General features: G+C 40.1%; 22 protein-coding genes. 12 read left to right on the top strand and 10 right to left on the bottom strand.

Annotated features, from left to right (window positions below; all coding sequences use genetic code 11):
* Window positions 1–126: 126 nt before the first annotated feature.
* Complete coding sequence (locus NSQ70_RS02835) at window positions 127–504, top strand: MmcQ/YjbR family DNA-binding protein (RefSeq protein WP_019743360.1); 378 nt, start codon at window positions 127–129, stop codon at window positions 502–504.
* 111 nt (window positions 505–615) lie between these two features.
* Window positions 616–1377, top strand: coding sequence for an SDR family NAD(P)-dependent oxidoreductase (locus NSQ70_RS02840; RefSeq protein ID WP_274661047.1), 762 nt, complete (start codon window positions 616–618; stop codon window positions 1375–1377).
* Window positions 1378–1489: 112 nt separating this feature from the next.
* On the opposite strand, the gene NSQ70_RS02845 is transcribed toward NSQ70_RS02840, so the two are convergent.
* Window positions 1490–2068, bottom strand: coding sequence for a UPF0715 family protein (locus tag NSQ70_RS02845; RefSeq protein WP_338150127.1), 579 nt, complete (start codon window positions 2066–2068; stop codon window positions 1490–1492).
* 25 nt (window positions 2069–2093) lie between these two features.
* Here NSQ70_RS02845 and NSQ70_RS02850 point away from each other — a divergent pair, with 25 nt between their 5' ends.
* Window positions 2094–3242 (top strand): type II asparaginase, encoded by a 1149-nt coding sequence (locus tag NSQ70_RS02850; protein WP_024719179.1) that lies wholly within the window; start codon window positions 2094–2096, stop codon window positions 3240–3242.
* 35 nt (window positions 3243–3277) lie between these two features.
* Here NSQ70_RS02850 and NSQ70_RS02855 read toward each other — a convergent pair whose 3' ends face one another.
* From NSQ70_RS02855 to NSQ70_RS02865, 3 genes are all read right to left on the bottom strand, one after another.
* Window positions 3278–4171, bottom strand: coding sequence for an alpha/beta hydrolase (locus NSQ70_RS02855; RefSeq protein WP_342502431.1), 894 nt, complete (start codon window positions 4169–4171; stop codon window positions 3278–3280).
* Window positions 4172–4227: 56 nt separating this feature from the next.
* Window positions 4228–4680 (bottom strand): MarR family transcriptional regulator, encoded by a 453-nt coding sequence (locus NSQ70_RS02860; protein WP_342502432.1) that lies wholly within the window; start codon window positions 4678–4680, stop codon window positions 4228–4230.
* Window positions 4681–4783: 103 nt separating this feature from the next.
* Window positions 4784–4969, bottom strand: a complete 186-nt coding sequence (locus tag NSQ70_RS02865) for a hypothetical protein (protein ID WP_041507606.1) — start codon at window positions 4967–4969, stop codon at window positions 4784–4786.
* A gap of 137 nt (window positions 4970–5106) precedes the next feature.
* On the opposite strand from NSQ70_RS02865, the gene NSQ70_RS02870 reads away from it, so the two are divergent.
* From NSQ70_RS02870 to NSQ70_RS02895, 6 genes are all read left to right on the top strand, one after another.
* On the top strand, window positions 5107–5712 hold the full coding sequence (locus NSQ70_RS02870; protein WP_007496429.1) for a TetR/AcrR family transcriptional regulator: 606 nt from the start codon (window positions 5107–5109) through the stop codon (window positions 5710–5712).
* Window positions 5713–5743: 31 nt separating this feature from the next.
* The gene (locus NSQ70_RS02875) at window positions 5744–6940 is read left to right on the top strand and encodes an MFS transporter (RefSeq protein WP_073415861.1); all 1197 of its coding nucleotides are present in this window, start codon (window positions 5744–5746) and stop codon (window positions 6938–6940) included.
* 140 nt (window positions 6941–7080) lie between these two features.
* Window positions 7081–8112: an acyltransferase family protein gene (locus NSQ70_RS02880; RefSeq protein ID WP_096881057.1), complete on the top strand. Its 1032-nt coding sequence runs from the start codon at window positions 7081–7083 to the stop codon at window positions 8110–8112.
* Window positions 8113–8261: 149 nt separating this feature from the next.
* Window positions 8262–10439 carry an MMPL family transporter gene (locus tag NSQ70_RS02885; protein WP_342502433.1) on the top strand — a complete coding sequence of 726 codons (2178 nt, stop codon included), beginning with the start codon at window positions 8262–8264 and terminating at the stop codon, window positions 10437–10439.
* A 102-nt stretch (window positions 10440–10541) separates the two neighbouring features.
* A complete protein-coding gene (locus NSQ70_RS02890; protein WP_072368474.1) occupies window positions 10542–11726 on the top strand; it encodes a sensor histidine kinase in 1185 nt (394 codons plus the stop codon).
* A 5-nt stretch (window positions 11727–11731) separates the two neighbouring features.
* On the top strand, window positions 11732–12382 hold the full coding sequence (locus NSQ70_RS02895) for a response regulator transcription factor (protein WP_017358441.1): 651 nt from the start codon (window positions 11732–11734) through the stop codon (window positions 12380–12382).
* A 60-nt stretch (window positions 12383–12442) separates the two neighbouring features.
* Here NSQ70_RS02895 and NSQ70_RS02900 read toward each other — a convergent pair whose 3' ends face one another.
* Both NSQ70_RS02900 and NSQ70_RS02905 read right to left on the bottom strand, forming a co-directional pair.
* A complete protein-coding gene (locus tag NSQ70_RS02900) occupies window positions 12443–12859 on the bottom strand; it encodes a hypothetical protein (protein WP_017366684.1) in 417 nt (138 codons plus the stop codon).
* Window positions 12856–13296, bottom strand: coding sequence for a LytTR family DNA-binding domain-containing protein (locus NSQ70_RS02905; RefSeq protein WP_024719172.1), 441 nt, complete (start codon window positions 13294–13296; stop codon window positions 12856–12858). Before NSQ70_RS02905 ends, NSQ70_RS02900 begins: the two co-directional genes overlap by 4 nt.
* A 161-nt stretch (window positions 13297–13457) precedes the next feature.
* Here NSQ70_RS02905 and NSQ70_RS02910 point away from each other — a divergent pair, with 161 nt between their 5' ends.
* On the top strand, window positions 13458–14246 hold the full coding sequence (locus tag NSQ70_RS02910) for a GNAT family N-acetyltransferase (protein WP_159160143.1): 789 nt from the start codon (window positions 13458–13460) through the stop codon (window positions 14244–14246).
* On the opposite strand, the gene NSQ70_RS02915 is transcribed toward NSQ70_RS02910, so the two are convergent.
* Window positions 14238–14711 (bottom strand): GNAT family N-acetyltransferase, encoded by a 474-nt coding sequence (locus NSQ70_RS02915; RefSeq protein ID WP_041092903.1) that lies wholly within the window; start codon window positions 14709–14711, stop codon window positions 14238–14240. The two genes, NSQ70_RS02910 and NSQ70_RS02915, sit on opposite strands and share 9 nt — an antisense overlap.
* 51 nt (window positions 14712–14762) lie before the next feature.
* On the opposite strand from NSQ70_RS02915, the gene NSQ70_RS02920 reads away from it, so the two are divergent.
* Window positions 14763–15032, top strand: coding sequence for a YesK-like family protein (locus NSQ70_RS02920; protein ID WP_024719170.1), 270 nt, complete (start codon window positions 14763–14765; stop codon window positions 15030–15032).
* Between the two features lie 12 nt (window positions 15033–15044).
* Here the strand turns inward: NSQ70_RS02920 and NSQ70_RS02925 are convergent, their stop codons facing one another.
* The 3 genes from NSQ70_RS02925 to NSQ70_RS02935 all read right to left on the bottom strand — a co-directional run bounded on the left by NSQ70_RS02925 (window position 15045) and on the right by NSQ70_RS02935 (window position 16653).
* Window positions 15045–15569 (bottom strand): GNAT family protein, encoded by a 525-nt coding sequence (locus NSQ70_RS02925; protein WP_024719169.1) that lies wholly within the window; start codon window positions 15567–15569, stop codon window positions 15045–15047.
* A complete protein-coding gene (locus NSQ70_RS02930) occupies window positions 15566–15961 on the bottom strand; it encodes a VOC family protein (RefSeq protein ID WP_342502434.1) in 396 nt (131 codons plus the stop codon). The genes NSQ70_RS02925 and NSQ70_RS02930 overlap by 4 nt, the downstream gene beginning before the upstream one ends.
* Before the next feature lie 68 nt (window positions 15962–16029).
* Entirely contained in the window at window positions 16030–16653 is a 624-nt protein-coding gene (locus tag NSQ70_RS02935) for a GNAT family N-acetyltransferase (protein ID WP_342502435.1), read from the bottom strand.
* Window positions 16654–16803: 150 nt separating this feature from the next.
* Between NSQ70_RS02935 and NSQ70_RS02940 the strand changes: the two genes are divergently transcribed.
* Window positions 16804–17355 carry a TetR/AcrR family transcriptional regulator gene (locus tag NSQ70_RS02940; protein ID WP_024719167.1) on the top strand — a complete coding sequence of 184 codons (552 nt, stop codon included), beginning with the start codon at window positions 16804–16806 and terminating at the stop codon, window positions 17353–17355.
* Window positions 17356–17385 lie beyond the last annotated feature (30 nt).

The raw sequence follows: 17385 nt of genomic DNA on the forward strand, positions 1-17385 counted from the left end.
CACAGACCTTTTTTTCTGTGCTTTTTTTGTGTTCTTGCTGACGTCCTGAAAAGAAGTGTAGATACAACAATCACAACTGTCGATATAATAGAAAGATAGAAGACAACTAAAAAAGGAGCTAATAGAATGAAAAAAGAGACACTACAGGCATTTTGTCTTTCTTTACAAGGAGCAACCCACGACTATCAACCTGAGTGGCAGGCAGATCGTTATCATATAGGTGGAAAGATGTTCGCCATGATGGGGGGAGACGTCGATCGTAAGCCAGTTATCACTTTAAAATGTGATCCGCAACGCGCTGAAGAATTAAGAGAAATGCATGAAGGAATTATTCCCGGCTATTACATGAATAAGACGCATTGGAATTCTATTTATCTTGATGCAGATATTCCATCTTCATTTGTCGAAGAGCTAATTGAACATTCCTATCAACTGGTTTTTCACAAATTAACAAAAAAAGCTCAGCAGGCTATCCTCCAACATGATTCAAAAGAAACCGATTAAAAGCTGAACGTTCAGTTGTTCATGACTCTTTGAATCTCTTCAAAATTGACTAGAGTCACATGCTCTCGCTATACTTTAAACAGCTAGAAGATACGAATAGGGGGATATACAATGGGCTATACAGTCATTACAGGGGCAAGTTCAGGTATTGGATATGAAACGGCTTTGGCCTTTGCAGCAAGAGGAAAAAATCTGATCTTAGCTGCACGCCGGCTTGATAAACTCCAAGAACTGAAGGGAAAGGTTCTAGAAACATATCCCGATATTCAAGTGAAAGTCCAGTCTGTTGATTTAACAGACAGAGAGCAAGTGTATTCTTTCTATGAGTCATTAGCTGGTGATGAGCTGGATACGTTCATTAATAATGCCGGGTTTGGCCATTTTGGTTCAATAGGAGAGCAGGATGTGAAAAAAATTGGGGACATGCTTCATCTCAATATTGAAGCGTTAACAATTTTATCCACTCTGTTTGTCCGTGATTATGAGCAAAAAGAGGGGAAGCAGCTAATCAATATCTCTTCAAGAGCGGGTTATACCGTCGTCGGCAACGCTGTCACTTATTCAGCCACGAAATTTTATGTGAGCGCCTTTACAGAAGGGCTGGCCCTAGAATTGAAAGAAAAAGGAGCCAAATTACAGGCAAAAGTATTAGCGCCTGCTGCGACAGAATCGGAATTTGCAAAGCGTTCATTAGATGTCGATCAATTCGAATATGAAGGCACTATCAAGAAATATCACACATCAAAAGAAATGGCAGCGTGCTTGCTTGAGCTTTACGACAGTTCAAAAACAGTTGGTATCGTTGATGGGAAGACATTTGATTTTGAATTGAAGGACCCCATTTTTTCACACGCTGGCACAAGCATGAAATAAAAAGTTCCAATCACTGAGATAGATTCTCTTAGCGATCAGCAGGTCACCGAGCTGAAAGATGTCTTGGATAATGTGGAGCACTGTCAATACATACTAGATTAGATAAAAACACCTACACATTAGGTGTTTTTTTTATACTTCTTTGATGAATGAAAGAATCGCAGGTCCAGTAGATGAGACTGCTGACAATTATGATCGGAAGGGATGTGGAGCTCTCAATTCCATCCATAACAAAAAGCATGACAATCATTGCTATCAATAAGTAAGCCGCTAAATAAAGAGGATGAAAAGCCTTGGGCTGTAAAGAGAACAACAACTGTAAAGGTACTGCAAAGATGAAATAATAAACAAAAAAGATGGGAGTGTAAAACATCATAAACGCAGGCTCGCCCTGAATCGGTGGATATAAACATACGAACAAGCTGAGTAAAATGGAACTGAAGAATAGTGTGAGTAGGATTTTGTAAAATGGTTGAACGAAACGCACTGTATGTACTCCTTTTTTGTAAGATTTCCTATATTTTATCATAAATGGGTTGAGAACAATTTCTGAAGTCAATTTAGGTATTATGGTATAAATAAATTTTGATAATAGTGTCCTTTTTCCTTTATTTGGTTCTGAGACTTTCACCTCATGCTGATGAATGAAGGAATGGTATAAAGTAAACCCTATAGACAGATAATTATTCATCACATTTAAGAAAAGAGATGATCTTATGAACGTAACAAAATGGTTTGGTGCTACCCTTCTTTCTGTTTCACTATTGGTGACCGCAGCTTGTGCGAACGATAGCACTCAAGAGAATAATCAAAGTAATCAAGAAAGCACTACCAGTGAAACAAAAGAAAAAAACACGGCTGTTGAGACAGGGAACAAATCTTTATCCAATATTAAGGTGCTGGCAACAGGCGGAACGATTGCCGGTAGTTCAGATAGTAATACAGATACGACTGGATATAAATCTGGTGCACTTGGAATCGATAAAGTCATTGCTTCCGTACCACAGCTGAAGGATATTGCAAATGTCACGGGTGAGCAAGTAGCGAACGTCGGCAGTGAAAATGTGGATAACGCTCTTCTTTTAAAATTAGCGAAACGAGTCAATCAGCTTTTAAATGATGATCAAGTGGATGGCATTGTGGTGACACATGGTACAGATACTTTAGAAGAAACGGCCTATTTTTTACATTTGGTTGTAAAAAGTGATAAGCCAGTGGTGGTCGTGGGTTCCATGAGGCCAGCATCTGCCATTAGTGCGGATGGCCCGCTTAACCTGTATCATGCAGTGAAAATTGCTTCGACAAAAGAAGCCAAAGGCAAAGGTGTAATGGTGACATTAAATGACCGAATTGCCTCTGCTCGTTTTATTACGAAGACAAATACCACCACAACCGATTCGTTCAAGTCTCTTGAGCAAGGGTACATTGGAGAAGTGGCGGGTGAAGTTGTCTCTTTTTATAACGAACCGACAAGAAAACATACAGCTGACAGTGAATTCGATATTTCAAAGCTAAAAGAGCTGCCGCAAGTGGATATCTTATACGGCTATCAAAATGATCAAAAGTATGTGTATGATGCTGCCGTTAAAGCAGGAGCGAAGGGCATTGTCGTTGCCGCCGCAGGAAATGGAACGATGTCAACAGAAGCGATCAATGGGGCAACAGATGCAGTGAAGAAAGACGTGGTGATCGTGAGGTCAAGCCGTGCAGGAAATGGCATTGTCACACATGAAAAAATGGATGATGAACATCATTTTGTCTCATCGGATTCATTAAATCCACAAAAAGCCCGCATTCTACTCATGCTGGCTCTGACGAAAACAAAAGATCCAGATAAAATTCAATCCTATTACGAGCAGTATTAAAAAGAAAAAGACCCGACGTATCATTGGGTCTTTTTTTATATGTGTACCTGATGTTCTGCCCGTTTTTTTAAAGAGAGTAAAATGTCTCTCCAAACATCATCTATATCAGTAAGAAAATGTCCTGCTTGCTCGATATAGTGCGTTTTGGCGTTTGGAATGTTCGGAGCCATTCTTTCTATCTCTGCAAAAGGGGCCATCTGATCCTCTTTTCCATGCCAGACATCCACAGGGATTTGTATATCTTTCATATCGAATGCCCATGACCGTGAGAGTAAATCTGGTTCATGAATACATTCATCAACAGATTGACGAGTGGCTTCGTATAAATGCCGCATCATCAGCTCCAGTTGATCATCGGTTTGAAGAAATTGCCGATCCGAAGGATGTAAATGTTTGTTCCCTTTTTTCGTTAGTTTCTTGAATTTCTCTGGTTTCTTTTCAATTAGTTTTTTCTGAGCGCGATAACTTGCCTTTAAGAGCCAAGGCATTCTTTTACTGAGGAAAAAGGCAATCTTGTTCTCCTTTAGCATACTTTTAGGCGGTTTACCATCCTGAAATGGGGTGGTACTTGAGACGAGAGCAGCCGAAAGAATGCGATCTGGCAATTGATAGGCACAACCAGCAGCGAATGCCCCGCCTCCAGAGACACCAATCACTGAAAACTGGGAGATGTCAAGATGATCAGCCACTTCCTGTACGTCTTTTGCCCAGTCTAAAATGGTACGGTCAGGTTGCGGATCAGATAAACCAAAACCAGGTCTGTCTAAAGAAATGAGACGAATGCCAAGCTCTTTTGAGATTGGATCATCATCTAAAAACATCACTCTCGATCCAGGTGTCCCATGAAAAAAGAATACTGGGAATCCTTCAAGATCACCGTATTGAGACAAACCAATATGACGTCCATCTTGCAAATGAATCCTGTCCATATGATCATCCCCTTCATCGTTTATCTAGCTTACATATTCATGCATGAAAGGCCGGGTTAAGGCGTTTCTTTCGCAATTTGATAGATTTTTTCGTAAAGCGATAATAATGTTTTTAGATCTTCTTTTGAAAGCTTGGCATAGTATTTTTGAATAAGATGCAGCTGAATTTTTTCAATATCTTTATGATAGTCATGGCCCTTTTGAGCAAAATCAACAATGATTTCTCTACGGTTATGTGGATTAATCTCTCTTTTCACATATCCAAGCTGTTCAAGCTTTGATATGAGCTGGCTAGCGGCACTAGATGAAATGGAGAAATAATCAGCTAGTTCATTGATTGTTTTCGTCTTCGACCGCAGCAATTCAAGTGTCAGTTCTTGTTTGCTTGTTAAATCTGCATACTCATTTTTCAAGAATCGTTGATACTCTTCTACATAGATAGAGCCTAGTGCGTTTGAGTACTCAATGATTTTTTTGCTGTAATGAATGATATCCTCATCCAATGACATCACCTCTTTTCTCCTATATTATATGTGATCTTAATATTTAAGTGAAGTTAAATGTTAATTAAAATTAAATAAAAGAGGGATAGATGTGATGAGAAAATGACCTCTACTTCCACTTTCTCATCAACAATGGACAAAGAATACTTCCTGTTATCCCTAAGCATTCATAAAACATAGTTGGTTTGATTTTGAACATGTAGTAGGCTAAGGTGGCAATGAATAGATCATAAAAGAAAAACAAGTATACGTCCTTTTTGGTGATAGCATAAATGATCGTTTTGTTTGTTTTCACTTAGATTCACTCCTTAGGAAGTCGATGCCTTTTTCATTGTATTATGGGCGATCTCCATTTATAATAAAAAAATAAACCAACTGGTCGGTTTTATTTGTCCATGTGAAGAAAAGCAAGGTAGAAGGGATTGTTCATAGATGACAAGTACACAAAGCGGGGCTGGAAAAAGTGAAAAGACGAAGCAGAAGATTGTCACCGCTTCACGTGATTTATTTGCGAAAAAAGGATATTCTGAAACATCCGTGCGAGATATTCTAGAGGCGGCTGAGATTAGTAAAGGCAACCTTTATCATCATTTTAAAGGAAAAGAGTTTTTGTTCCTTCATATTATGGAAGAGGATCATCGATTCATGATGGAGACGTGGCATGAAGAGAAACAAACGCTGCACCGGGCCATTGATAAGCTCGCAGGGTTTGCAGAGCTGCTTAGTCAAATGGGGATTAACTATCCTTTAATGAGAGCAAGTGAAGAATTCTGTGCCAGTGCATTTACATCAGATGAAGTCATGGAGCGTCTGAACAAAATTGATGTGGACTTTGATGATGTGATGAGAGACATCCTGCTTGAAGGAAACGAAGATGGCAGCTGGTCGATTCAGCATGTTGAATCAAAAGTGAAAATATTACTTTCCGTATTCTATGGATTAGACGTGTTATATAAAAACGACACGATGCAGCAGAAAAAGGAATTACAAAAAGAGGCGATCTCATTGTTTATTCACGGAATCAATCATCATGAGTAACAAGTGAGTCAGTAAAGGGGAAACAAACATCATGCAAAAACCGATTCGTGAGCAAAAAGCCGTACTTGTTATTTTATTAAGTAATATATTTATTGCGTTTTTAGGTATCGGTCTGATTATACCTGTCATGCCGCTCTTTATGAATGTCATGCATTTAACGGGCAGTACGATGGGATATCTTGTGGCGGCGTTTGCTGTTGCACAGCTTATCGCATCACCTATTGCGGGAAGATGGGTAGACCGATACGGAAGAAAGATCATGATTGTGTCTGGGCTGTTTCTATTCGCGTTATCAGAACTCGTTTTTGGCCTTGGGACACATGTGTATGTTCTGTATTTTGCAAGGCTTCTAGGCGGTATTAGTGCGGCATTTATCATGCCGGCTGTCACTGCCTATGTCGCTGATATCACAACCGTTCAAGAAAGATCAAAGGCAATGGGGTATGTATCCGCTGCTATTAGTACCGGATTTATCATCGGCCCGGGAATTGGCGGATTTATTGCAGAATATGGTGTTCGCCTGCCGTTTTTCTTTGCAGCAGGGATTGCATTTATTGCTGTGATTTCGTCTATGTTTATGCTGAAGGAACCATTAACAAAAGAAGAGCGAGAGAAACAAATGGATCAAGTGAAGGAATCGACCTTCTTTAAAGACTTGAAAAAATCGATTCATCCAAGTTATCTCATCGCCTTCATCATTGTCTTTGTGCTGGCGTTTGGACTATCTGCATATGAAACGGTCTTTAGCTTGTTTACAAATCACAAGTTTGGATTTGGTCCGAAGGATATTGCGATTATCATTACCGTCAGTTCAATTGTAGCCGTCATCATTCAAGTCCTCGTGTTTGGTAAAATGGTGAATGCGCTTGGGGAGAAACGAGTTATTCAACTATGCTTGATTGTTGGAGCAGTTCTCGCTTTTGTTTCCACAGTCGTGTCAGGCTTTATGGTTGTGCTGATCGTGACGTGTGTGATTTTCCTTGCGTTCGATTTATTGCGCCCTGCACTCACGACCTTCTTATCAAAAATCGCTGGCAATCAGCAAGGGTTTGTCGCAGGGATGAACTCTACCTACACAAGTCTTGGTACGATCTTTGGCCCGGCACTTGGCGGCATTTTATTCGATCAAAATATTCATTTCCCTTTCCTGTTTGCAGGTGTTGTCTTATTTCTTGGATTAGGCTTAACCCTTATTTGGAAGGGGAAGGCGACGGTTGAATCTGATTAGATTAGGGGCTCTAACTAGGGCTCTTTTTTTTGTTCCTTTTGGATAGATGATTGAAAAATAATCACAAGGTCCCTGTTGAAAAGGTATTATACATGTTAATCTAATACATGTTTTACCAAAATACAGGAGGAGGATTTTCAATGCAAATTAAAGAGATTTTTTATATTCGGTGTATCTCGTGTTTGAGTGTTGTGCTTATTCATGCAATAGCCATTTTATCTAGCTCTCATTCATCATCTATTCTTGTAGCACTACTCATGTTCAGTACCCCGAGTTTTATTTTCATTTCTGAGTTTTTATTGGCTCATGCTTATCCGAATGGTACCCCTAAAGGATTTATGTGGAAGAGGGTGAAAGCCATCTTTTTCCCATTTGCTTTTATTGGGATTGTCGATGGTTTTTTGCATTCGGCATCGTTAAATGGAGGGGCAGCTGACTTTTTTAAAAGAGCTTCAGCAAATGTCTTATTGGGAAATTATATTGGTTATTTTGTTCTGATTATTTTTCAATTTTACTTTTTGCACATGTTTTTTCACAAAATGGCTAAGCGTACCTCAGCCAAATGGGTATTGCCGATCTCCTTTATCATCACAGTTGGTTATTTAAGTGTCATGAACCTCGTCAAAATCCCACAACCTCAATTACCTAATCCAATGTTCGGCTTAGAATGGATTCCATTTCCAGGGTGGTTGTTCTATTTTTGTTTAGCCTATTATTGTGGAGCGAATTATCAGCAGTTTATCACAAGACTTCATCGTTTTAAGTATGCCGTGTATGGACTTGTTTTGATTTCCGCAGCGACCCTTCTAAGCAATTCATATGTAGGCTTTTTCGAGTCTTCTTCTAAGAGGCCAGACGTTGTTCTTTATACAGTCAGTATTGTCTTCTTATGTTTTCTCTTGTTTTCTAAAGTGAAAAGCGTTCCACCTTTCGTAGCTGTCATTAGTCAATATTCATTCACCATCTATTTGCTTCACGGGTATTTTCTAGGTATCTCTGTGTTACTATGGGGACAATTAAAAGATTATCCATTCTTTGTAGGGACAATCATAACATCAGCACTTGCAATTGCTGGACCTATCCTATTGTCACGGATAGCAAATCATTATAAATATGGCTATATGTTTGTCGGTAAAATCAACAGAACGAGGCGAAAAACAGTCGCTTCATAAACGTTTTAAAGGGGATCTTAAGAAGATGCCCTTTTTTTGTTGCCTAAAAGTACAATGCTTCTTGCCCGAAAGTACAATTTCAATCGACCATCTCATTGCTTAGAATAAAGAGATCAAGTTCACGAAGTTGAAGAAAAAGGAGTAAGTGAATGGCAAAATTTTTATATCATTTAGGAAAAAGTGCATTTTCTAAGCCGAAACGGATGATTATCGGTTGGTTACTTGTTTTAGTAGCTGTTGTGGCGGCAACAATAGGGACAGGTGTTTCATTTAATGGCGATATGTCGATTCCAGGAACAAAGTCAGAAAAGGCAATGGATCTCTTGGAGAAAAAGTTCCCAGCAGGTGATGATGGCGGGACGATTCGTCTGATCTTTAAAGCACCTAAGGGTGAAACATTAGAAACAAAAAAAGTAAGAAACAAATTGAACGAAACGATCAAAGAAGTCAAAAAGGATAAAGCAGTCAAGCAAGTGACGGATTTATATCAGACATTTGCTATTAGTAAGGATAAGAAAATAGGGTATGCGGATATTACATACCGGGTAAAGGCGGATGAGGTAAAAACATCCTCAAAAGAGAAAGTATTAGATAGTATTAAGATTTCAAGAAAGGCTGGCATCCAAACAGAATTAGGCGGCTCCGTCACATTCTCAGAAATTGAGGTAGGCGGGATTTCGGAAGTCATAGGTATTGTCATGGCCTTCTTTATTTTAGCCTTTACTTTCGCTTCACTATTGATTGCAGGACTACCGATCTTGACGGCTGTCATTGGGTTAATAAACGGTGTGATGGTCATATTAATTACCTCAAATTTTGTTGAGATGTCTGCATTTAGTCTTACATTAGCTGTGATGATTGGACTTGCAGTAGGAATTGATTATGCATTATTTATCATTTCTCGTTATCGACAGTTATTAGCAGAGGGTTACGAATTGAAAGAAGCAGCTGCTAGAGCTGTTGCTACAGCAGGCAGCGCTGTATTGTTTGCAGGTGTTACCGTCGTAATTGCACTATGCGGACTTGTATTAGTCGGTATACCATTTTTAGGCGTTATGGGTCTTGTAGCTGCATTCATGGTACTATCAGTTATGCTTGTGTCTCTCACAATTGTTCCTGCCATACTAGGGATTCTTGGTGATAAAGTAAGCCCTTCAAGAAAGAATAAATGGTTCTCTAAATTACAATCTCAACAAAAAGAAGAAGCCACAGCTTGGGGAAGGTTTATCAAGAAGTATCCAGGTAAGATCATCCTAGGTGTCATTGTATTGACTGGTCTACTCAGTTGGCCAGCACTTCATATGGAGTTGGGTCTTCCTGATAACGGCATGAAGGGGAAGGAAACAACTGAACGTAAGGGCTATGACCTGTTAGCAGAAGGATTTGGTAAAGGGTTTAATGGGCCACTGGTTGTTATCATTGATGCCTCCCATGCAAATAACGCAATGAAATCTATTGAGAAAACAACAAAAGTATTAGAGAAGATGGATGGCATCAAACAAATGGCACCGCCTGTTCCTAATCCATCGGGTAAGTACGCCATGCTGACCATTTTACCGAAAAGCGGTCCAGAAGATAAGGCGACAAAGCAATTAGTCAAAGTTATACGAAATGAATCTAGTCAGACTGCTGCAAAGTATGATACGAAATTACTTGTTACTGGTTCTACGGCAGTTAATATAGATATTTCAGATAGACTCAGTGAAGCGTTACCGAAATTTGCAGGAGTCATTATTGGATTTGCTTTGATTTTGATGATTCTTGTGTTTAGGTCATTCCTTGTTCCATTAAAAGCGGTTTTAGGATTTCTTATGACATTGACCGCTACACTAGGTTTTTCTGTCTTTGTTTTACAGGATGGACACCTTGCGCCATTGTTTGGAATACCAGCAAATGGCCCATTGTTAAACTTTATGCCTGTACTAGTAACAGGAATATTATTTGGTCTTGCAATGGATTATGAGGTCTTTTTAGTCAGTCGAATGAGAGAAGATTTCCTTCTATCAGGTGATGCGAAAAAGTCCGTTGTATCAGGTTTGAAGCATAGTGGGAGAGTAGTGACTGCCGCAGGCTTAATCATGATCTTCGTCTTTGCTAGTTTTATCTTTGCAGATGACTTGATTATCAAAACAATGGGGTTAACGTTGGCATTCGGTGTTCTGTTTGATGCATTTGTCATAAGAATGACTTTTATCCCAGCTTGTATGATGCTGATCGGACGAGCTGCTTGGTACTTACCCAAATGGTTTGAAAGCTGGCTTCCACGTATAGACATTGAAGGTGAGTCTATTTCTCAGAAGGATGAGAAAGAAGAGAAGGTGATTTAGTCACTGATAGTCTTACATGGTATGATTGATGATACCGCCATTACCTCGATAAAGGGTGGGCGGTATTTTTTGAGTGAATATGAGGCTCGGATGGTGATATTTATGGCGAAACGACGGGTAGACCCTTTTAATGAAATGATCTATTCGCGAATTCCAACATTATTATGGGTGATTCTTGTTTATATTGCAGCAATGATATTTCAGTTTATAACCACCCCATTAGCACTTTCTGGCCTGTTTTTTTCTGCACTTATTGCCATACATCTGATTCTGCATTGGTGGTCATTTTACTGGTTTCGGCAGAATCCATGGGTATATTTTCTGATTCAAGGAATAGTGATTCTACTTTGTGTTTCAGTCATGCAGGCGGCTTCCCCTGTGATCTTAATTGGTCTGTTACCGGTACTAATAGCGCAAAGTATTGGGGTATATTATCATACATTGAAGGTGATTTTGACAGGGCTTAGTTTTTATGTTCTTTTTTTTCTTGCCCTTATTTTGGTCAATGATACAGATGATTTGACCGTATACATTCCTATTTTGTTTTTGATTCTGATTGTAGTCATCGCATACTCCATTTTATTTTTTAGACAAGTCAAAGCTAGAATTCGTACACAAACATTTTTAAAGGAACTTGAATTGGCACATCAACAAGTGGAAGAGCTGACACTTGCTAATGAGCGTCAAAGAATGGCGAGAGATTTACATGATACCCTTGCACAAGGGCTGGCAGGTATTATTATGCAGCTAGAAGCGGTCCATGCCCATTTAGAGAATCAGAATGTTGAGCGTGCTCAAAGCATTATTAAAGGTTCAATGAGCCATGCGCGGACGACATTAGGTGAGGCGAGATTGGTCATTGACGACCTTCGAACATACAGCCAGGATCAATATGACTTAGCTGATTCTGTGAAAGATGAAGTGAATCGGTTTATGACGGCGACGAATATTCCAGTTCATACAAAAGTGGCTGTCTCTTATCAAGTGTCCCCTTTCCTCATCGAACATACCGTATACATTGTCAGTGAATGTTTGACGAATATTGCCAAGCATGCCAAAGCAAGTAAGGTCGAATTGATGATGAAGCAACAAGATGATCACATCTCCTTGCAAATCACAGACAATGGAGTGGGTTTTGATGAGAAAAAACAAGAATCCACTTCCGGGCATTACGGTCTAATTGGTATGTCAGAACGTGCCCGACTGCTTGATGCACAGCTACACTTGAAAAGCGAAAAAAATGAAGGTACACAAGTGACGGTAACCATACCTTTGAAAAAGGAGTAAAAACAATGTCTTATCAAATTGTGATTGTCGATGATCATTTTGTTGTTAGAGAAGGATTAAAATTAATTCTTGAGACAGATCAACGATTTGATGTTGTTGGTGAAGCAGAAGATGGAGCAAAGGGTTTAGATATCTTGAAAGAGAAGGCTCCAGACCTTGTATTACTTGACCTCAACATGCCTAACATGAGTGGGCTTGAGATGTTAAAAGAGATGCAGTCTCTTCAATTAAAAGTACCGGTCCTGATTCTCACTACCTATAACGAAGAGAAATTAATGATTGAAGGGCTGCAACTTGGAGCAAAGGGCTATCTTTTAAAGGATGCCAGCAGAGAAAATTTATTTTATACAATTGAAGCAGCTATCAGAGGGGATATTCTTCTTCAAGCAAACGTCGCTGCTAAAGTATTTGAATCAACAGAGCATCAAGTGACTCCGACCCATTTGAAAAAAGAAATAAACATGCTGACTGAAAAAGAGATGCTTGTCTTGCAAGCAGTGGCTAGAGGATATCGAAGTAAGGAAATTGCATTTGATATGGGGATTTCCGAGAGAACTGTCAAAGCTCATTTAACAAATATTTATCAAAAGCTGGAGGTCACTTCAAGAGCGGAAGCAATTAAAGCAGCAGTGGAATTAGGGGTGATTCATTTTTAGAGAGAATGAGTTAGCAGCAGAATAATAGACAAGAGACCTTTCAAATAAGGTCTCTTTTTTTTAAGGTTGCGGCTTCAGGTGATTCAGTGCCTGCGCCAGTTTTTGATTTTGTTGCTTTTTGTAAAACAGAAAGGCGATGATATGGCCTACTAATGTGAGAAAGGCTATACCGATAAAATAAGGCATGATCCATTCGAGCAGTGCAGTCGAATATAAAGCGACGGCTCCTACTTGAAACCCTAAATTGACGACAGTGGAGATGAGAATGTTGATGGGTGCTGGAAAGGTAAAGTAGTTCCATAGTAAAGGATACATGACCCCAAAGACGATGCCTGCTAAAGTACCGATGGCAATGATGTGCCACACGTAATGAAAAGGGATAGAGGATGACCATTGAGTGATTGACAGGATGAGTGTCAGCCATACGATAGAGACAAAAGCTGTTTGCATAAATTGATGTTTTAGTTCCTTGATCATTTGAATCGCTCCTTTATATATTTGGCGTAATGACGACTGACGGTGTAGCTGTTTTTCGAGATGGTTTCGACCTCTAAGCGAGCGTACGTACCAGCGACAAAGCTGTCGACTTGCGCTAAATTGAGAATGACTGCATTGTTGATACGATAGAAATGTTCACGCTCTAACGACTTCAGATCCTTCAGCCGTTTACTGAGAAAATACGTCGTACCCTGAGTCGTGATCACCTTTGACAGATGTCCAAGCGCAGAGATCGCTTCAATTTGTTCTAATGGTAAAAGAGACTGCCGATCATTTTTTGGATCTTTGACCGTTAGAGATGTACTAGTCTCCAGCATTGATGCCATCTTTTGTAAACGTTCTTGATTATGTGGATGGCTGATGACGTCTACTTCCGTCACATCCTTTTCTTGATTCCAGATCAAACGAAATTTCATCCATAAACCTCCTCTCACAATGAGCATAGCAATAGATGAAAGCGAATGCGATTGAATGTTGCTTTGATGCAGAAGAATTCTTTTTGTTGCAAAGATTCACCGCGTGTCTGCGGCTTTCCTTTATAATGAAAAGATACTCGTTCGTGAATGGAGGAATGATGTTGTATCTTGTAGATCAACAAAGGACAGGAGCGGTAAAAGAGGAAATTCGGCGGATTGATCCTGCCTATCCAGTGTTCGTAGATGCGATACTCGATGGGGTGATACAAGGAGATTTATATGTGGATCACCGAGATCACCCGTGTGTCTATTTTGCAGGGACGACAACCGGCATTTATTATGTCGCAGGCAAGACAGAAGCAGCACTCTCATTATGTTCAACGTTCATTGTGGATGTTTATAAAAAGCAGAAAAGAGAGAACAGACGGTTCACTTTGTTTTCAGCAAATCCAGCATCAGATGAGATGATGAAAAAATGCTTCGGTTCCCAACTGAATGAAATGCAAAGACATGCGTATTCTTATGACTTGACCTCTCCTGATCTGATTGTGCCTGATCAAGACGAAATGATCAAACGCACGAATGAACAAGTCATTGCCGCAAGCAAAGTATTCCCATCCAGCTATTATGAAGCATATTGGGGAGGAGTAGATCACTTTTTATCTAATGGCGTCGGAGTTGCCATCTTAAATGGTGAAGATGTGGTCAGTGAATGTATCTCTATTTTTTTAAGTGAAAAACGTGTGGAAATCGATATTTGGACAGATGAAGCCTGCCGTGGAAAAGGGTTGGCTTTGTTAGCAGCTCAGCAAATGATCAGCATCTGTGTTGAAAAAGGGAAGACACCGCATTGGGATTGCGATGTCCATCATGCAACCTCGGCCAAATTGGCAGAGAAGCTAGGTTTTCAGTGGACAAAGACGTATCGTTTATTTTATGCCTCACGCTGAAAAGGTTTTGAGATACCAAGCATCCATGGCAGAATGCTCTGAGCCTTCAATCGGTGCAGGAAGAAGAGAGAAGTCATACCGTTGATAAAGACCAGTAGCAGCTGTTAATTCACTGCGGGTTTCTAAATAACAAGCATTGTAGTATGTAGCAGCATATTGCAGGGCCGTATCCATCAGTTTCTTGCCCGCACCTTTGCCTTGTGCTTTTGGGCTTAAATAAAGCTTTTGCAGCTCACAAATGCCATCTGTGAAAGGGGCAATGCCAACGCCACCAACAACTTCACCATGTTCTTCGGCAATCCAATAGGCTGCATGAGTCAATGATTGATAGTATTCGAAAAGCTGATCAAGGTGTGGGTCTGTGTAGGCTGTACCTTCAATCGCAAGATTCGCTGATTCTAATGACTGGCGGATAATGGCCGCGATAAAAGGATTGTCCTGCTTTTGAATCGGTCTGATATTCATTGGAAAAACCTCCATTGTCATAGGATAAAAAAGAAAAGGAGTTGATGCGATATGTTCTGGCTGCAAACCGCTATTTTTACTGTCATTGTACTCTGTCTCTCGTGGTGGGCAGGAAAAAGACGCAGGCATCGCCATGCCGGGCTGATTGTTCCGATATGTATCACTTTGTTTGGATTGCTCTTATTGATCGGGAGTTTCTTCATCGGCAGATGGGAAGGGATGGCGCTCAGCATATCAAGCGTCTCTATCGTTCTCTCTTCTATCATTTGTTTGATCATCGTTACAGGGGTTCATTTGTTTAAAAAAGATGACCCATCGTAGGCTGGGACATCTTTATGATTTGATTCTATCGTATTCCTCACGAAGGATGCCCATCATGATGACATCCGAATAAGCACCGTTGAAATAGAGCGCTTGACGTCTTTTTCCTTCATATTGAAATCCGGCTTTCTCATAGCTTCGAAAGGCTCGTGGGTTATGGGAAAAAACTTCAAGCTCAAGCCGATTGAGTTCTAACGTCTCAAAGGCAAATGTTTGAACCATCCGAACAGCCTCAGTACCATACCCTTTGTGAAAATGCTCTGGACCATGCAGCGCAATGCGGAAACTTGCCGTATGGTTTATCGGATCAATATCCACAATCGCCGCATCCCCGATCATTTCTTTCGTGTCTAGCAGACAAATGGCAAAGTCTCGTCTACTGTCATCCAGCAGAAAACGGGTATAGGCTGAACGAATTTCTTCTAGTGTGAACGTTTTGCGTGTGCCAGTCATATAAAGTGTTTCTGCATGCTGGCATCCTCTATGAATACCAGGATAATCTTTTTCTTCAATCGGTCTCAAGAATAATCGAGTCATGATGGATCAGCCTCCTCTATATATCGGGAGATTTCAATTAAGTTCATATCAGGATCACGGATATAAATGGATTCAATCGGACCTAATGCACCAGAACGTCTGACCGGACCTTCTTCAATTGGAACAACCTGCTTTCGAAGATGAAGCAATAAACTGTCTATATCTAAATCGGTGATAAAACACAAGTCAGCAGATCCAGGCTTGGGATGATTAGCTTTTGGTTCAAATTCATGACCCGCTTCATGAAGGTTAATCTTTTGTAAGCCAAAACGAAGGGCTTTACGGCCTTCTCCAAAAGTTTCTTCCTTCATTCCTAATACGTTTGTATAAAAGCGAATGGTTTCCTCCATATGTTGAACAGTCAACACGATATGATCAAGTCGTCGTATCATCAGTCTCTCCTCCAAGTATGATCATTGTCTGAACTGCTTCTATTATATCATCCCTTGAAGAAGATACCTTATTTGATCACGGTTTTATAACTCCAGCTTTCTAGGGACATGTTTTCTCCGTGCAGTACTCTCTCATCAAACTCCGTCCACCCATTTTTTCGATAGAAATGACGATTGGCCTCGTTGTGTGTAATCAGTGTGAACAGTCCGCCGCCTTGCCGGGCAATAAAGGGGAAAAGACATTGCTTTAGCATACGGCTTCCAAGTTTTTTTCCTTGTTGGTCTTTTGCAACGACAAGTGCTTCTAAATACCAGTAAGGTTTCTTTAAGGAAGAACACGCTTTTTTTGCCTCCTTTAACATACGGAACACATGCTGAATCGCCGATATGCCACCAGTAAAGAGCAACTTTAACCCACCAGATAACACATAATCCATGAGTCCTGGTTCAGGAAGACGGGGATGTTTTAACAGGGCGGCAGACACAATTTTCTCGTTCTCAACCCCGACCAAACAGATTTGATGCTGAAAATATACCCTTGTATTGATCAAATGCAGCTGACGGGCGAAAGCAGCACGCTTGGTAACCTTTTCGCATAATAAATCAAAAAATGAATAGTTCTGAAATGAATCATCTAACAACGCTGCCACTTGAGGCAGTTCATCCTCTCTAGCAAGTCTGAATTGAAGCATATGATGGTCCTCCTTTTTTTGAACAGATATAGATTATTGAACATGTGTCCATTATAATAAGAGGAAAATAAACCGAACATCGGCAATGAATGATCTCTTGTTCATAAATAGACAGGTATAGCCAGATTGTTCAAAAATGGAGGGTGTTTGATGAAGGACAGACGAACAATCAAAACCAAAAAGGCGATACGGGAAAGCTTTCTTGAGCTTTTAAAGGAAAAAGATGTTCAACAAATTACAGTATCAGAGCTATCTAGAAGAGCGGATTTAGGAAGAGGGACCTTTTATTTGCACTACCAAGATGTATTTGATTTGCATGAACAGCTTGAGAAGGAACTATTCGATCAGCTTGGCGGACTATACGATGAATCGTTTCCAAGCCAGGACCCGCTTGATATGCTGTCCTTTTTAAACAAAACAACTGAGTATTTAAAAGAAAAACAATTCATGATGACGTTGTTTGTCAAACCGAATAGCCCAACGACGAATCAATTCAAATCGTTTTTTAAAGAAAAAATCATGAAAGAGTGGCAGCTTGATCAGCGTCAAATTACGGAGCATGAACAGATTGTGGCCTCATTTGTTGTGTCTGGTGTTGTTGGTGTACTGGAGGAATGGATTCATGAAGGGATGACAGTCGAAGCGGGGCAGCTTGCACACATCTTGTACAAACTTCTCATGAAGGTAGAACAGGAATCGTAAGAAACGAATGGATCATATATCATTTATCTA

The organism is Bacillus sp. FSL R5-0397 (genome assembly GCF_038593395.1).
Taxonomy (GTDB): Bacteria; Bacillota; Bacilli; order Bacillales; family Bacillaceae; genus Bacillus; species Bacillus altitudinis.

Bases quoted from the DNA above. Each gene is read 5' to 3' on its own strand.
- NSQ70_RS02835 (WP_019743360.1), top strand. From the start codon at position 127: ATGAAAAAAGAGACACTACAGGCATTTTGTCTTTCTTTACAAGGAGCA.
- NSQ70_RS02840 (WP_274661047.1), top strand. From the start codon at position 616: ATGGGCTATACAGTCATTACAGGGGCAAGTTCAGGTATTGGATATGAA.
- NSQ70_RS02845 (WP_338150127.1), bottom strand. From the start codon at position 2,068: ATGAATAATTATCTGTCTATAGGGTTTACTTTATACCATTCCTTCATT.
- NSQ70_RS02850 (WP_024719179.1), top strand. From the start codon at position 2,094: ATGAACGTAACAAAATGGTTTGGTGCTACCCTTCTTTCTGTTTCACTA.
- NSQ70_RS02855 (WP_342502431.1), bottom strand. From the start codon at position 4,171: ATGGACAGGATTCATTTGCAAGATGGACGTCATATTGGTTTGTCTCAA.
- NSQ70_RS02860 (WP_342502432.1), bottom strand. From the start codon at position 4,680: ATGTCATTGGATGAGGATATCATTCATTACAGCAAAAAAATCATTGAG.
- NSQ70_RS02870 (WP_007496429.1), top strand. From the start codon at position 5,107: ATGACAAGTACACAAAGCGGGGCTGGAAAAAGTGAAAAGACGAAGCAG.
- NSQ70_RS02875 (WP_073415861.1), top strand. From the start codon at position 5,744: ATGCAAAAACCGATTCGTGAGCAAAAAGCCGTACTTGTTATTTTATTA.
- NSQ70_RS02880 (WP_096881057.1), top strand. From the start codon at position 7,081: ATGCAAATTAAAGAGATTTTTTATATTCGGTGTATCTCGTGTTTGAGT.
- NSQ70_RS02885 (WP_342502433.1), top strand. From the start codon at position 8,262: ATGGCAAAATTTTTATATCATTTAGGAAAAAGTGCATTTTCTAAGCCG.
- NSQ70_RS02890 (WP_072368474.1), top strand. From the start codon at position 10,542: ATGGCGAAACGACGGGTAGACCCTTTTAATGAAATGATCTATTCGCGA.
- NSQ70_RS02895 (WP_017358441.1), top strand. From the start codon at position 11,732: ATGTCTTATCAAATTGTGATTGTCGATGATCATTTTGTTGTTAGAGAA.
- NSQ70_RS02900 (WP_017366684.1), bottom strand. From the start codon at position 12,859: ATGATCAAGGAACTAAAACATCAATTTATGCAAACAGCTTTTGTCTCT.
- NSQ70_RS02905 (WP_024719172.1), bottom strand. From the start codon at position 13,296: ATGAAATTTCGTTTGATCTGGAATCAAGAAAAGGATGTGACGGAAGTA.
- NSQ70_RS02915 (WP_041092903.1), bottom strand. From the start codon at position 14,711: ATGAATATCAGACCGATTCAAAAGCAGGACAATCCTTTTATCGCGGCC.
- NSQ70_RS02920 (WP_024719170.1), top strand. From the start codon at position 14,763: ATGTTCTGGCTGCAAACCGCTATTTTTACTGTCATTGTACTCTGTCTC.
- NSQ70_RS02925 (WP_024719169.1), bottom strand. From the start codon at position 15,569: ATGACTCGATTATTCTTGAGACCGATTGAAGAAAAAGATTATCCTGGT.
- NSQ70_RS02930 (WP_342502434.1), bottom strand. From the start codon at position 15,961: ATGATACGACGACTTGATCATATCGTGTTGACTGTTCAACATATGGAG.
- NSQ70_RS02935 (WP_342502435.1), bottom strand. From the start codon at position 16,653: ATGCTTCAATTCAGACTTGCTAGAGAGGATGAACTGCCTCAAGTGGCA.
- NSQ70_RS02940 (WP_024719167.1), top strand. From the start codon at position 16,804: ATGAAGGACAGACGAACAATCAAAACCAAAAAGGCGATACGGGAAAGC.